This is a genomic window from Pseudomonas sp. E45-MNA-CIBAN-0222, from assembly GCF_040310405.1.
Classification (GTDB): domain Bacteria; phylum Pseudomonadota; class Gammaproteobacteria; order Pseudomonadales; family Pseudomonadaceae; genus Stutzerimonas; species Stutzerimonas stutzeri_AC.
Genome location: NZ_JBEOPU010000002.1, coordinates 469,800 through 482,898 on the forward strand (window position 1 = coordinate 469,800; position 13,099 = coordinate 482,898).

At 61.7% G+C, this 13,099-nt stretch carries 13 protein-coding genes; 4 read left to right on the forward strand and 9 right to left on the reverse strand.

Going from position 1 to position 13,099, the window contains the following annotated elements; translation table 11 throughout:
• The gene (locus AAEZ08_RS05130; protein ID WP_500123846.1) at positions 1-1,023 is read left to right on the forward strand and encodes an AbrB family transcriptional regulator; all 1,023 of its coding nucleotides are present in this window, start codon (positions 1-3) and stop codon (positions 1,021-1,023) included.
• A gap of 118 nt (positions 1,024-1,141) precedes the next feature.
• Here the strand turns inward: AAEZ08_RS05130 and AAEZ08_RS05135 are convergent, their stop codons facing one another.
• From AAEZ08_RS05135 to AAEZ08_RS05150, 4 genes are all read right to left on the reverse strand, one after another.
• Entirely contained in the window at positions 1,142-2,371 is a 1,230-nt protein-coding gene (locus AAEZ08_RS05135; RefSeq protein ID WP_500123847.1) for a nucleoside recognition domain-containing protein, read from the reverse strand.
• Positions 2,372-2,783: 412 nt separating this feature from the next.
• Complete coding sequence (locus tag AAEZ08_RS05140) at positions 2,784-2,954, reverse strand: DUF1328 domain-containing protein (protein ID WP_003282841.1); 171 nt, start codon at positions 2,952-2,954, stop codon at positions 2,784-2,786.
• A 111-nt stretch (positions 2,955-3,065) separates the two neighbouring features.
• On the reverse strand, positions 3,066-3,302 hold the full coding sequence (locus tag AAEZ08_RS05145; RefSeq protein ID WP_500123848.1) for a hypothetical protein: 237 nt from the start codon (positions 3,300-3,302) through the stop codon (positions 3,066-3,068).
• A gap of 178 nt (positions 3,303-3,480) precedes the next feature.
• On the reverse strand, positions 3,481-3,912 hold the full coding sequence (locus AAEZ08_RS05150) for a PA2169 family four-helix-bundle protein (protein ID WP_058065335.1): 432 nt from the start codon (positions 3,910-3,912) through the stop codon (positions 3,481-3,483).
• A 309-nt stretch (positions 3,913-4,221) separates the two neighbouring features.
• Between AAEZ08_RS05150 and algB the strand changes: the two genes are divergently transcribed.
• Genes algB through AAEZ08_RS05165 form a run of 3 tightly spaced genes read left to right on the forward strand, consistent with a single transcriptional unit; the run spans position 4,222 to position 7,781 of the window.
• A complete protein-coding gene (gene algB, locus AAEZ08_RS05155; protein WP_058065336.1) occupies positions 4,222-5,568 on the forward strand; it encodes a sigma-54-dependent response regulator transcription factor AlgB in 1,347 nt (448 codons plus the stop codon).
• A complete protein-coding gene (locus AAEZ08_RS05160; protein WP_102819997.1) occupies positions 5,565-7,352 on the forward strand; it encodes a KinB sensor domain-containing domain in 1,788 nt (595 codons plus the stop codon). Before algB ends, AAEZ08_RS05160 begins: the two co-directional genes overlap by 4 nt.
• A gap of 24 nt (positions 7,353-7,376) precedes the next feature.
• A complete protein-coding gene (locus AAEZ08_RS05165; RefSeq protein WP_003282846.1) occupies positions 7,377-7,781 on the forward strand; it encodes a DUF1330 domain-containing protein in 405 nt (134 codons plus the stop codon).
• Between the two features lie 3 nt (positions 7,782-7,784).
• Here the strand turns inward: AAEZ08_RS05165 and AAEZ08_RS05170 are convergent, their stop codons facing one another.
• The 5 genes from AAEZ08_RS05170 to AAEZ08_RS05190 all read right to left on the reverse strand — a co-directional run bounded on the left by AAEZ08_RS05170 (position 7,785) and on the right by AAEZ08_RS05190 (position 12,877).
• Positions 7,785-8,573 carry an N-acetylmuramoyl-L-alanine amidase gene (locus tag AAEZ08_RS05170; protein ID WP_003282847.1) on the reverse strand — a complete coding sequence of 263 codons (789 nt, stop codon included), beginning with the start codon at positions 8,571-8,573 and terminating at the stop codon, positions 7,785-7,787.
• Positions 8,574-8,713: 140 nt separating this feature from the next.
• On the reverse strand, positions 8,714-10,561 hold the full coding sequence (locus AAEZ08_RS05175) for a GGDEF domain-containing protein (RefSeq protein WP_500123849.1): 1,848 nt from the start codon (positions 10,559-10,561) through the stop codon (positions 8,714-8,716).
• Positions 10,558-11,427: an endonuclease/exonuclease/phosphatase family protein gene (locus AAEZ08_RS05180; protein WP_003282849.1), complete on the reverse strand. Its 870-nt coding sequence runs from the start codon at positions 11,425-11,427 to the stop codon at positions 10,558-10,560. The genes AAEZ08_RS05175 and AAEZ08_RS05180 overlap by 4 nt, the downstream gene beginning before the upstream one ends.
• 6 nt (positions 11,428-11,433) lie before the next feature.
• Positions 11,434-12,063 (reverse strand): thiol:disulfide interchange protein DsbA/DsbL, encoded by a 630-nt coding sequence (locus AAEZ08_RS05185; protein ID WP_102820000.1) that lies wholly within the window; start codon positions 12,061-12,063, stop codon positions 11,434-11,436.
• A 181-nt stretch (positions 12,064-12,244) separates the two neighbouring features.
• Complete coding sequence (locus AAEZ08_RS05190; protein WP_003282851.1) at positions 12,245-12,877, reverse strand: c-type cytochrome; 633 nt, start codon at positions 12,875-12,877, stop codon at positions 12,245-12,247.
• Positions 12,878-13,099: the final 222 nt, after the last annotated feature.

The window sequence follows — 13,099 nt, forward strand, 5'->3', positions numbered from 1 at the left end:
ATGCGGGGCACGCTGCCAGGCTGGTGGGCGACACCACTGATCGGCGCGCTCGGCGGCTGGCTGGCGACTCTGGCCAACTGGCCGCTGCCATGGATGGTCGGTTCGCTATTGGCAGTGATTGCGGTGCGCTGCAGTGGCTGGCTGGTTGATGAAATTCCCCGCGGCCGCCAGACCGGCCAATGGATCGTCGCCAGTGCCATCGGCCTGCACTTCACCAGCGAGGTGATGCAGCAGGTCCTCACGCATTTCGGCGTGATCCTCGCTGGAGCGATCGGCACCCTGCTGCTGGGCCTGATCGGCATCGTCATTCTGCTGCGCAGCGGTAGTGACCGCGCCACGGCATTTTTTGCCAGCATGCCGGGCGGGGCGAGCGAGATGGTGGTGCTGGCCAACCGGCACCAGGCCGAGCCGGCACGGGTGGCGGCGGCGCACAGCCTGCGCCTGTTGCTGGTGGTACTGATTGTCCCGGCGCTATTCACCTGGGGGCTGCCGTCGATGGAGCCTCCGCTGCCGGCGCCAGTGAGCTGGTCTTGGTTGGCGTTGCTGCTGCCAGCCGGTGGCTTGTTGGCACTGCTCTGGCGTCGACTCGGGCAACCCAATCCGTGGATGCTTGGACCGCTGACCGCCTGCGCAGTGGCCAGCGTGGCGTTTGACCTGCACATCGGTTTGCCGGGCTGGGCCGGGGCCCTGGGGCAGTGGTTGATCGGCTGTTCCCTGGCCTGCCATTTCGATCGACCGTTCTTTCGCAGTGCGCCAGCGTTCCTCTTGCGCATTTTGCTGTTCACGCTGCTGGCCATGTTCGTCGCTGCCGCGCTGGGTGGCGCTTTGGGCTGGGTGACAACTCTGGATAAAGCGTCGTTGATGCTCGGCATGATGCCGGGAGGTATCACCGAGCTGTGCCTGACCGCCGAGGCATTGCAGCTGTCGGTGGCGCTGGTCACCGCGGTACAGGTACTGAGACTGTTTCTGGTGATGTTCCTTGCGGAGCCGGTGTTCCGACTCTGGCACCGTCGCTGGAGCTGAGCGGTTTGCGGAGCACCTGGCTTTCAACCCGCTGATCAGCACGCTGCGCATCATCGGCAGCACGTGGCACGCGAGGCGCCTTACCGAGCGCTGCGCTCTGTTCCACGCCGCAGCAAACTCAGCCAAAGAACCAGTAGCACACGCCAATAGCTGCCACGATCCCGACAAAATCCGCCACCAGCGCACAGCCCACGGCGTGCCGCGCACGCTGGATACCCACCGCTCCGAAGTACACAGCCAGCACGTAGAAAGTGGTTTCGGTGCTGCCCTGCACCGTCGCCGCCACCAGCGCCGGGAAGCTGTCCACTCCTTGGCTTTGCATGGTTTCGATCAGCATCGCCCGCGCAGCGCTGCCGGAGAACGGCTTGACCAGTGCCGTCGGCAACGCATCGACGAAGCGCGTATCCCAACCGAGCGCCTCCACCAGCCAACGAATGCCCTCCAGGCCGAAATCCAATGCGCCGGATGCGCGCAAGGCACCGATCGCACAGAGCATGGCGATCAGATAGGGCAGCAGGCTTTTCGCGACATCGAAGCCTTCCTTCGCCCCCTCTACGAAGGCTTCGTACACCGGCACTTTTCGCAGCGCACCAACGATCAGAAAGGCGATGATCAGGCCAAACAGGGTCAAGTTGCCGAGCAGCGATGACAACGAGCCCAGCGCCGTCACCGACAACCCGGCCAGCAGCGCCATGAAGCCCCCGAGCAACAGGGCCCCGGGAATGAAGTAGGCGAGCACCACCGGATCCCACAGGCGCAAACGCTGCATCAGCGCCACCGCCAGCAAGCCAGCCAGGGACGAGGCGCTGGTCGCCAGCAGGATTGGCAGGAACACCAGCGTCGGGTCTTCCGCGCCCTGCTGCACGCGATACATGAAGATCGACACCGGTAGCAGGGTCAGCGATGAGGTGTTAAGCACCAGAAAGAGGATCTGCGCATTGCTCGCCACACTCGGCAGCGGGTTTAGCTCCTGCAGCGCGCGCATCGCCTTGAGGCCGATCGGCGTCGCGGCATTGTCCAGGCCAAGGCCGTTGGCGGCGAAATTCAGCGTGATCAGCCCTAGCGCCGGATGGCCTGCAGGCACTTCGGGCATCAGTCGGCGAAACAAGGGCCCCAGCAGGCGCGCCAGCAGCTCGATCAACCCTGCCTTTTCGGCGATACGCAAAAAGCCCAGCCACAATGTGAGGGTGCCAAACAACACAATCATCACTTCCACGGCCAGTTTGGCCATGGCGAACAGACTTTCCACCAGCGTGGCAAAAACCGCGGGGTCGCCACCAATCAGCCAGCGTGCAAGTGCGGCAACAGCGGCAATCAGAAAAAAGCCCAGCCAGAGGCCGTTGAGCATGTCGTTCTCCCGTCAAAGCTGGCGGCGATGATAGCGGTGCGAGCGCACAGGGGTCATCCGCCGATCGGCATACGGGGCAGGACTAGTGGAAAATGGGGCGTTGCATGGGGGGAATTGCACAGCTGCAGATGCTTGTTGCTGCAAGCCGGCAGTGACAGTTACGTCACTGCCGGCAGCAGCCTCGCAGAACCCGGTCCGTTATGGAGGTACTCCATGTACCCCTAGGTCGCTCCGCTTTAGCAGAACAACCCGACCCCCTGGTTCACCCCGCTGAGGGGTCGAGCGCGCAGAGCCGTTACACCCGGCGCGCGCTTTGGATCATCTTCGATGCCGAACATGACCCGGCAAAATTGGCTTCCTATGCCGCTGAAACTCCTGAATGCAGCCGCCCTTACGGGCGGCTATAGACGCATCAAACGCGCGGTCCACGACCACGGCCGAAGATCAGCGATGCTACGAACAGCACCAGGAAAACCACGAACAGGATCTTGGCGATACCTGTAGCGGTGCCTGCGATACCACCGAAGCCCAGTACAGCAGCGATGATGGCGATGATCAGGAAAGTAATTGCCCAACTCAGCATGGTGTGACTCCTCTTTGGTTCAGGAACGGTTCTCAGCGGATCAGATCAGCCCGATCGGCATCGATGTTTTGACGCATCCTTGCTAGTTCGCTTGCACGTCCCCTTCGTTGCTCAGAACACCCAGCGCTGCTCAACAGGCGCCTGGCGATAATCGATCGTTTGCGGTTTCTGACCGGTCCGCACGAGCTCAATAGGTTGAGCGTCATACATACTGATTCGTTCCGCTGAATTCTGTTGCACCTGGCTGAGCGGTTGCGACATGGGGCGTTCGGCACCCATGATCAGTACAACAACCGCAGCAGAGAGGAATCCCTTGCTGGCCAATGACACGCGGGCTTGGCGATCCATTCTGAACTCCTTCTAAGCGTGGCAACTCGTTTCGTTGACCAAGTTATTGCAGGTGTCGTGCCAGGCGAGACGGCATAGCTAAATCGTTTTAAATCAATTACTTACAGATGCCGATTCGGGGTGCGTCAACTCAAATTGCATGAGCACCCCTTTAATTCCGGGCGTTTTGCACGACCGCTTAGTGACGCGCCTCCTTGAGCTGCCGAATCCGCCCATGGCACGCACGCAACTTTGGAAGCTCGATGGCGAGCAATGCCCTGACATCGGGTTCGGCATCACCAATGGCGTCCTCGAAGGCCCGCAGGATGTCCGACTCGGTCTGTTCAAGTTGGTCGACATAGGCCGTGTCATGATCGCCAATGCGCGAGCGGGCATTGGCATAGAGTTCTCGCATGCGCCCGGTCAGCGTCCCGCCCTGCGATGGCTGCTCGTGGCTGGCGGCGACTTTCACGGTCAATGCCTGGATGACCTGCGTCTTTGCCTGGGCAAGGTCGCGGAACAGATGCTGCAGCTCGACGTCCTTTACTTCATCTGCGGCATGCTGGTAGAAACGCTGCCCGTCGCGCGTGATCTCGATTAGCTCATTGAGCTGGTTCATGGACTTGTTCATGACACCTCCTGCGTGATTTGCGGCAGATCGCACCGGATTCCCGTTGCCGGGATACGGCACCTTCTGATCATGGTCGCAAGCCGCATGCCAGCAGGGCTGCCGGGGCAGATCGTGGCAAATCAGCCACTTGGGAGAGGTCGGAAATGACCTTGGAGTGCAGCATGCAGGAAAGCCTTGTCTGCACCGTGCAACTTGCAAGACTTTTCATAGACTAAGCACTCGCCAGCAACGCAACGGCGCCGCCGGGCGCTCGACACGCCATAATCAAATATTTTCAGCGACCGAATTCGCCTTTGATGGGGAACATCCATGGACCAAACGACGGACAACGGCGGACGCATCCTTCTTGTGGATGATGAAGCGGCGATCCTGCGTACCTTCCGTTATTGCCTGGAGGACCGCGGTTACACGGTCATGACGGCAGCCAGTGCAGCGCAAGCAGAAGCGATACTGCAGCGACAGGTATTCGATCTGTGCTTCCTCGATTTGCGCCTGGGCGAGGACAACGGCCTGGATGTATTGCAGCAGATGCGCTTGCTTGCCCCCTGGATGCGGGTCGTGATCGTCACCGCACATTCGGCGGTGGACACCGCCGTAGATGCCATGCAGGCCGGCGCTGCCGATTACCTGCTCAAGCCGTGCAGCCCGGAACAACTCCGCCTGTCCGCGGCCAAGCAGCTGGAAGTACGCCAGATGGCCGCGCGCCTGGAAGCGCTCGAAGGCGAAGTGAAGCAACGCAGCGATGCATTGGGCTCCCACAGCCCGGCGATGATGGCCGTGCTGGAAACGGCGCGGCAGGTAGCCGACACCGACGCCAACATCCTGATTCTCGGCGAATCCGGCACCGGTAAGGGCGAGTTGGCACGCGCCATTCACACCTGGAGTCGTCGCTCGAAAAAGGCCTTCGTCACCATCAATTGCCCTTCACTGTCCGCCGACCTGATGGAAAGCGAGCTGTTCGGTCATAACCGCGGCGCCTTCACCGGCGCCACCGAAAGCACCCTGGGCCGCGTCAACCAGGCCGATGGCGGCACGCTGTTCCTCGATGAAATCGGCGACTTCCCGCTGGCACTACAGCCCAAGCTACTGCGCTTCATTCAGGACAAGGAGTACGAGCGGGTCGGCGATCCGGTCACCCGACGCGCTGACGTGCGCATCCTTGCCGCAACCAATCTGAACCTCGAAGAAATGGTTCGCGAAGGCAAGTTCCGCGAGGACCTGCTCTATCGTCTCAACGTCATTACCCTCAATCTGCCGCCAATGCGCGAGCGCCCCGAGGATGTATTGGCGCTGGCCGAACGCTTCCTGGCGTTCTTCGTGAAGAACTACGGGCGCCCGGCGCGCGGCTTCAGCGATGCGGCAACCGCGGCGCTGAAAACCTACCGCTGGCCGGGTAACGTCCGTGAACTTCGCAACGTGGTCGAACGGGCAAGCATCATCTGCCCGCAACAGATGATCGACGTCAGTCATCTGGGACTCGGCGAACAGGTCGGCAGCAACGCACCGCGCATCGGCGAACCACTGAGCCTCGAAGCACTGGAGAAGGCGCACATCGCCGGGGTGCTGAGCACCAGTGACACACTGGAACAAGCGGCACGAATCCTCGGGATCGACGCCTCGACCCTTTATAGAAAGCGCAAGCAGTACGGCCTATGAAACTCCAGATGAAGCTGCGAACCCGACTGTTCCTCGGGTTCTCGGCACTGATGACCGTAGCCCTGCTCGGCCTGCTCCTTGCCCTGGTCAGCGTGATGCAGATGGCCAAGAGTCAGGAACAGCTGATCCGCAACAACTTCGCCATCATCGAGATCAACCAGCAATTGCGTCAGGCATTGGGCAACCACCTGATCGTCATGCTCACCGACGACAGCCAAGGCGAAGCACTGGATTCACTGCGTCAGAGTTTCCAGCAGACGCTCGAGCGTGGCATTGCCGAAGCCAAGGATGACACCGATCGGCAGGCGTTCCAGGCCATCGCCAGCGCCTATGCCAGCTTTCTGCAGCAGGTCGACGCCTCCAGGCATCAGAGGCTTTCGCTGTTGGATGACAACCCGCTGAGTCAGGCCTTCAATCAGGTTCGTAGCCTGATGACCGAGATGCAGCGCGCGGCATACGACAAGATCCGCGACACAGAACTGCGCAGCCGTGACCGGGCATCACTGCTGGCAGGGCTGCTGGGGCTCACGGCAATCGCAGTACTGCTGATCGGCTTCATCACCGCGCACAGTTTCGCGCGACGCTTCGGCGAGCCGATCGAACGGCTTTCTGCGGCAGCAGACCAGATCGGACGCGGCGACTTCAACATCTCCCTGCCGACTCCACCGATTGCCGAACTGTCCTCCCTGAGTCGCCGCTTCGGGCTGATGGCCCAGGCCCTGCACGAGTTCAAGCAAACCAATGTCGAGGCCCTGGTAAACGGCCAGCAGCGTCTGCAGGCACTGCTCGACAGCATCGACGACGGCTTGCTGATCGTCGATCGGGATGGCCGGCTGGAACACGCCAACCCGGTGGCTCAACGTCAGCTAGCCTGGGAAAACGAACACTTGGGCTCGACCCTCGGTGAAGCGCTGGGCTATCCGGATCTGGACAAAGCGGCGCGGCAGGTGCTTGACGACAAACCGCTGTCCGATCCACCCGAGGACCTGATCATCGAGGCCGACGGCGAACGCCGCCTGCTAGCCTGGCGCATCAGCCCCGTCAGCCACCACGACGGCAGCATCAGTGGAGCAGTCATGGTGCTGCACGATGTCACCGATCAACGCACCTTCGAGCGCGTACGCAACGAGTTCGTACTGCGCGCATCTCACGAGCTGCGCACACCCGTCACCGGTATGCAGATGGCATTCAGTCTGCTGCGCGAACGCCTGCGCTACCCGCCGGATAGTCGCGAGTCGGACCTGTTCGACACCGTGCACGAAGAAATGCAACGTCTGGTCCGCCTGATCAACGATCTGCTCAATTTCTCGCGCTACCAAAGTGGCCAGCAAAAGCTCGAGGTCGAGCAGTGCAGTATTCCCGAACTGCTCGAGGCCGCGCGCCAACGTTTCGAGGTGGCCGCCGCCGACCAGGATGTGCAGCTCAAACTGGAACTGCAGCAGCCGCTGCCAACGCTGATGCTTGACCGTCAGCAAATCGAACGGGTCATGGACAACCTGCTGAGCAATGCACTGCGGCATACGCCCAAGGGCGGCGAAGTCCGCCTGCTGGCGCGCCACCACGGGGAGCGGATGATCCTCAGCGTGGAGGACAACGGCGAGGGCATTCCCTATAGCCAGCAGGCCCGAATCTTCGAGCCTTTCGTGCAGATCGGCCGCCGTCGCGGCGGTGCCGGACTGGGCCTTGCCTTATGTAAGGAAATCGCTCAGCTGCATGGTGGCCGTATCGGCGTGCATTCGCGGATCGGCCACGGCACCATCTTCTACGTCGCACTGCCGATCTGACGGCGCCACCTCGAGGAAGCCCCAATGCCGAGCCTGACCCCCAGCCCAGAACAGCTCGCTGATTATGTTGAGGCCATGCCCTCAGGCGTACCGATCCTGATGCTCAATTTGCTGCGCTACAACGATCAGGCGACCTATCCCCCGGGAAGCCATCACAGCCCATGTAGCGGCCGCGAGGCCTATGCCCGCTACAGCCGCGTAGCCCTGGCCAAGGTTCAGGCAAGTGGCGGTGCAATAGAGGTTCGTGCCAAGGCCCATGCTGCGCTGATTGCGCCGCCGGACGAGCATTGGGACGAGCTGCTGCTGGTCAGCTATTCGTCCAAGGAAGCCTTTCTGGCGATGATAAGCGACAGCGAGTACCAGCTCGCGGCCGAGCACCGCACCGCAGCCCTGGCTGACTCGAGGCTGATTGGTACCACCCGCTACTGACCTTCAGCGCTTGGCCTGGCTGGCGAGCACCTGCAGCATCGCAGCGGTCTCGGCATCGGGCTCCCCATCGAAACGGACCGGACGGTACTTCATCTGGAACGCAGCGATAACGTTGCGCGTCTCGTCGTCCAAATGGCCATGGCGCGGCACCCGATAACCCTGCGCCGCCAACGCATCCTGGAACCAGGCGATGGTCGGCAGGCCAGCAGACGCATAGCGCATCCGCTGCGCGGTGACTGCATCGGCGTCGGGCCAGGGCACCAGCCCCTCGTCCGCCAAGCGCTTCCACGGGAACAAAGGCCCCGGATCGACTTTGCGCTGTGGGGCAATGTCGCTGTGGCCGATGATGGCGCCGGCCTTTAGGCCGTGGCGCGCCATGATGTCCTTGAGCAACTCCACCAGCGCGTCGATCTGCTCCTCGGAGTAGGGATACCAGAGCCGTCGTCCGTCCGCGCTCTCCACGTAACCCCGGTTGACCAGCTCGATGCCGATCGACGTGGCGTTGAGCCAGGTGCGGCCATTCCACTCGCTTTCCCCGGCATGCCAGGCGCGACGATTCTCGTCCACCAGCCGATAGATAGTCGCTGGTGATTCGCCGATCAGGTAGTGACTGCTGACATCTCGCCCACTGAGCAACTCCAATGAGCGCGGCAGATCGGTCGAGGTGTAATGCAGCACGATGAATTGAGCACGGCTGTCATGGCCAACCGAGCTATAGCTGGTATCGATACGCGGACCGCTGGCGCAGCCAGCCAGCAGTAAAAGCAGCAGGGTGGCGGTGATGGCTTTCATCGGGAAGACCTCTGTGTCGACGGCGAAATGACGCAGATGGGCAATGCCATGCGAACGCTGTAACGCTCGCGATGCAGCAGCACTCGGCGCAAAAGAACAGGGATTATACCCGGCGAACCGGCGTGAACCACGCCGCTCGGTCAGGCCAGCTCGACGCGATTCCTTCCAGAATCCTTCGCGCGGTAAAGCGCTGCGTCGGCACGCTCGAAAGCGCGCTCCGTGGTATCACCTTCGGTAAAAGCGGTCAGGCCGGCCGAAACGGTGATGGCGACCCGCTGCCCCTTGAAATGGAAAGGACAGTCGCTGATCGACTCACGCAGAGCGTCCATCAATTGCTGCCCTGCCTGGTAAGGCGTATTGGGCAGTAGCACAACGAACTCCTCACCACCGAAGCGGGCAATGAAATCGGTCTTGCGCAGCCGTTTGTGCAGCTCGGTACCGATGATCTTGAGCACCCGATCACCGGCCAGATGACCGTAGCCATCGTTGACCCGCTTGAAATGGTCGACATCCAGTACGGCCAGCAGCAGATCGCCTCCATAGCGCTGCCACCGCGCAAACTCGATATCCAGACGCTCGTTCCAGGCTGCGCGATTGGGTAGCCCGGTCAACGGATCTTGCAGCGCCTTCTGCCGCTGCTCCTCGAGATGGCCGCGCAATCCGCGCGCCGCCTGTTCCAGGCTGCCGACTCGAGTGACCAGCTGTTGTAGCCGCTCGCCCAGCTTTTGCTCCTGCTCACTGCGCTGCTGCCGGTAGGTGTCTACCGTGCCCAGCAGGCCGTCCAGGCGCGCCTCGACCACTTGCTTCAGACTCTTGAGATCTGTGGCCTGACGCATGCTGTCCTGCAGGCCACCGACCTGCTCGCGCAGCTCGGCGTCCAGCGCCTGCGCGGCATCCCGCCCTTCGCTATGGCCCTGGTGAGCCGCGAGCAGATTTTCCTGCATCGCCGTAAGCCGCTCGTTCAGGGACTGCAGATAGCTCTCGAACTCCCTCTGCCCCTGATCGCTGAAGGCAACCATGAGCATAGAGAGGTCATCCAGCAACGGCACCAGTTCGTACCAGTTCAAGCCGTGTTCAACGCGCGTGCGCAGGGTCTGCTGCTGAGCCTGATGCTGCTCGGGCAGGTGCAAACTATCGAGCAAATTGCCCAGCGTGGCCTCAACACGCTCGGCAACAACGCTATATGCCGGCTCGGGGGAGTCCGGCAGGGCGTAAGAAGAGTCGGCTCCGCGCAGATGCTCGATGTCTTGGTCGGCCTCTTGCTCAGAGCCTTGCTCGAGTTGGGCGGGCATCACTGACGCTGAGTTCGAGGAGGCGACGTCGTCAGCAGATGCAGTCGGCTCGGCGCTGACAGGTTGCGCCATCGACCCCGCCGACATCAGCGGAGCATCCTCCATAGCAGCCTGACTGGCCGCTGGATTGGCGGCCAGCAGTGGCTCACCCGCCACCGTCGGTTCTGCCACCATAGTGTCGCGGCCGCCGAACAGGCGTTTCAGGAACCCGCTCTGCTGAGGTGCAGCCCCCTGCAGGCTCAGCACCTGCTCTTGTAGAACCCCCAACTCACCGAGCAGCACGGGCAGCTCGCGCAGTCGGGCCGCGCGTTGATTCAGCTCTTTGGCGAAGCGCTTGAGCGGCTTGCGCAGCTCTGCCGGCAGTGACATTTCCAGCAACTGGGAAACCAGTCGATGCACCGCGTCGGTCAGCTGGGCGGCTCGCTCATGGCGATGACGTTCGGACTCCAGCACGGCTTTTTCCAGCCGCGGTACCAACTGGCTGAGCCCCTCGTCCAGATCGCCCTCGCGCAGGACTTCGCGCATCTCATGCAGGCAGCGCTCGACTGCTGGGTCGGCGCCTTCCACCGCGAGGCTGCTGCGTACAAGACTGCGCCGCAGCAAGTCGACGCGCTGCTCCCAGCGGGCATCCTGTTGCTCCTGCCGCTCAGCCAACTGAAGGTACTTTTCCTTCCAACGCTCAGCTTCTTCGCTCATTTGGGCTCTAACACCTGTACTGGCAAGCAATCACCTTGAAGCGAATCGGGCAGCCTGATCTCAACGGCCACCGGCAGGTGATCGGAAATCGGCAACGCCAGCACATCGACGCGTTCCAGCGTCAGGCTCGGGCTCAACAGAATGTGATCCAAGCAGCGCTGCGGCCTCCAGCTGGGAAAGGTTGCCTCGACCTGCGGCGCCAGCAGGCCGAGATCACGCAGCGGCGAGTTCTCCAGCAGATCGTTGGCATGGGTGTTCATGTCACCCATCAGCACCTGGTGACGGTAACCGCCGATCAGCTCGCGGATATAGGCCAGCTGGCGCGCCCGAGTTCCGCCCCCCAGTGCCAGGTGCATCATCACCACGACCAGTGCATCCGGCCCTTCGCCAAAACGCAGCAGAATCGCACCGCGTCCTGAAGGTCCTGGCAGCGGATGGTCTTCCAGACCCTGGGGTTCCAGCCGACTGAGCACACCATTGCTGTGTTGGGCAAAACGACCAAGATTGCGATTGAGCTGCTGATACCAGTATGGGAAATCGCCCAGATGGGCCAGATGCTCCACCTGATTGACGTAGCCGGACCGCATGCTACCACCGTCCGCTTCCTGCAGCGCCACCAGGTCATAATTGCCCAGCACCTCGCCGATGCGTTTCAAATTCCCGGCGCGCCCGGGGTGCGGCAGTAAGTGCTGCCAGCTGCGTGTTAGGTAGTGGTGATAGCGCTCGGTACTGATGCCAACCTGGATATTGAAGCTAAGCAGCCGCAGCCGGCCATCTGCCGGCAGGCCACTGCTTGCCAGGCAGTGCGGATTGACGCGCGCCTTTCCCGGCCCGGCAAGGCGAGGCGCGCTCCAACGCCGCAACATCGTCGCTTACCGCGCTGCGCGTTCTTTTTCGATAAGATAGTCGGCGACTTGCAACGTACGCTCAGGACCACCGGACGAGCCGAGGTCGAAGCGATACTTGCCGTTGACGATCATCACCGGTACGCCGGTGATCTGATACGCCATGCCGAGCTTCTTGACCTGCTCCACGCGGCTACGCACGCCGAAGGAGTTGTAGGCTTTGAGGAAGGTTTGCTTGTCGATGCCGTGACCCGCTAGGAAATCACCCATTTCCTCAGGGGTAGCGAGCTTCTTGCGCTCCTGATGGTAGGCAGCAAACACGGCGTCATGCACCTTTGGCTCCACGCCCATGGACTCCAGGGCGATGAACAGCTGCCCGTGAGCATTCCAGATGCCACCGAACATGGCTGGCAGCCGCTTGAAATCGACATCCTCCGGCAGCTTCTCAGCCCACGGCTTGATGATCGGCTCGAATTGATAGCAATGCGGGCAGCCATACCAGAACAGCTCGACCACCTCGATCTTGCTTGGCTCGGCAACCGGCACCGGGCTGCTCAGCTCGACATACTCCTTGCCGGCCTGGAACTCTGCGGCCTGGGCTGACAGGCCGATCAGGCTCGCAGCAGTAAAAACGGCAGTGAGTAGGAAATTGCGCATGAAATACTCCTGTTAACGACGGACCACTGGCGCAACAGGCTGCAGTAAAACGCCCCGACTCGCCAGCGTTTTTCATGCATCTGCGCCAGGGCGTGACGAAGATAGTGTAGCCAGGCGTAAAAACGCAAAAGGGCGTCGAGGCTTTGGCCCGGACGCCCTACTGCTCAGACCGCCGACGGTGTCAGTGCAGACCCTGAATGTAGCTGGACAGCGCTTCGATGTCCTTGTTGCTCAGCTTGGCGGCAACGCCACGCATGATCATGCTGTCGCCGTCGTTGGTACGGTTGCCTTCGCGGAAGTCGGTAAGCTGCTTGGCGGTGTACGCTGCATGCTGGCCGCCCAGTTTGGGGAAGCCGGCCAAGTCGTTGCCGACGCCATTGGGCGCGTGGCAGCCGGTGCAAGCCGGCATGCCCTGATCGAGTTTGCCGCCACGGAACAGCTTCTCACCTTGCTCCGCCAGAGCAGAATCGGCGTACCCGACGCTGCCCTTTTGGCTTGCATAATAGGCGGCGATGTCTTGCAGATCCTGATCGCTCAGCGGGTCGAGCATGCCGGTCATTTCCAGCACTTTGCGACCTACGCCTTCCGGGGCACCGGGGGTGCTGCCGGCCTTGATATCCTGCAGTTGCTTGAGCAGATAACGCTCGCCCTGGCCAGCGAGTTTCGGGAAGTTCGGTGCCGGGCTGTTGCCGTCCGCACCATGGCAGGCGCCACACACTACAACTTTGCCCTGACCAGCTTCGGCGTCTCCAGCCGCGTGGGCCATACCGGTGATGCCAAGGGTCAACAGCAGACTCACGAGTACTTTGTTCATCAGCTAATCCAACTACGGCTAAGGGTTTGAAAGGGAAACTCATCGGGTCGCGCACAGCCATCGGCCGGGGCGACGCTCGTTATAGTGGCACGCTGGGCACTCGCATCAGGCGGCAACCGCCACCGCACAGCACCCGACTCAAAACTGGGAACCACGCGCAGCCCAATATCAGGCCAAAGCGCACATAAAAACTGCGGCATTATATACTCCCGTTTCTGAAAC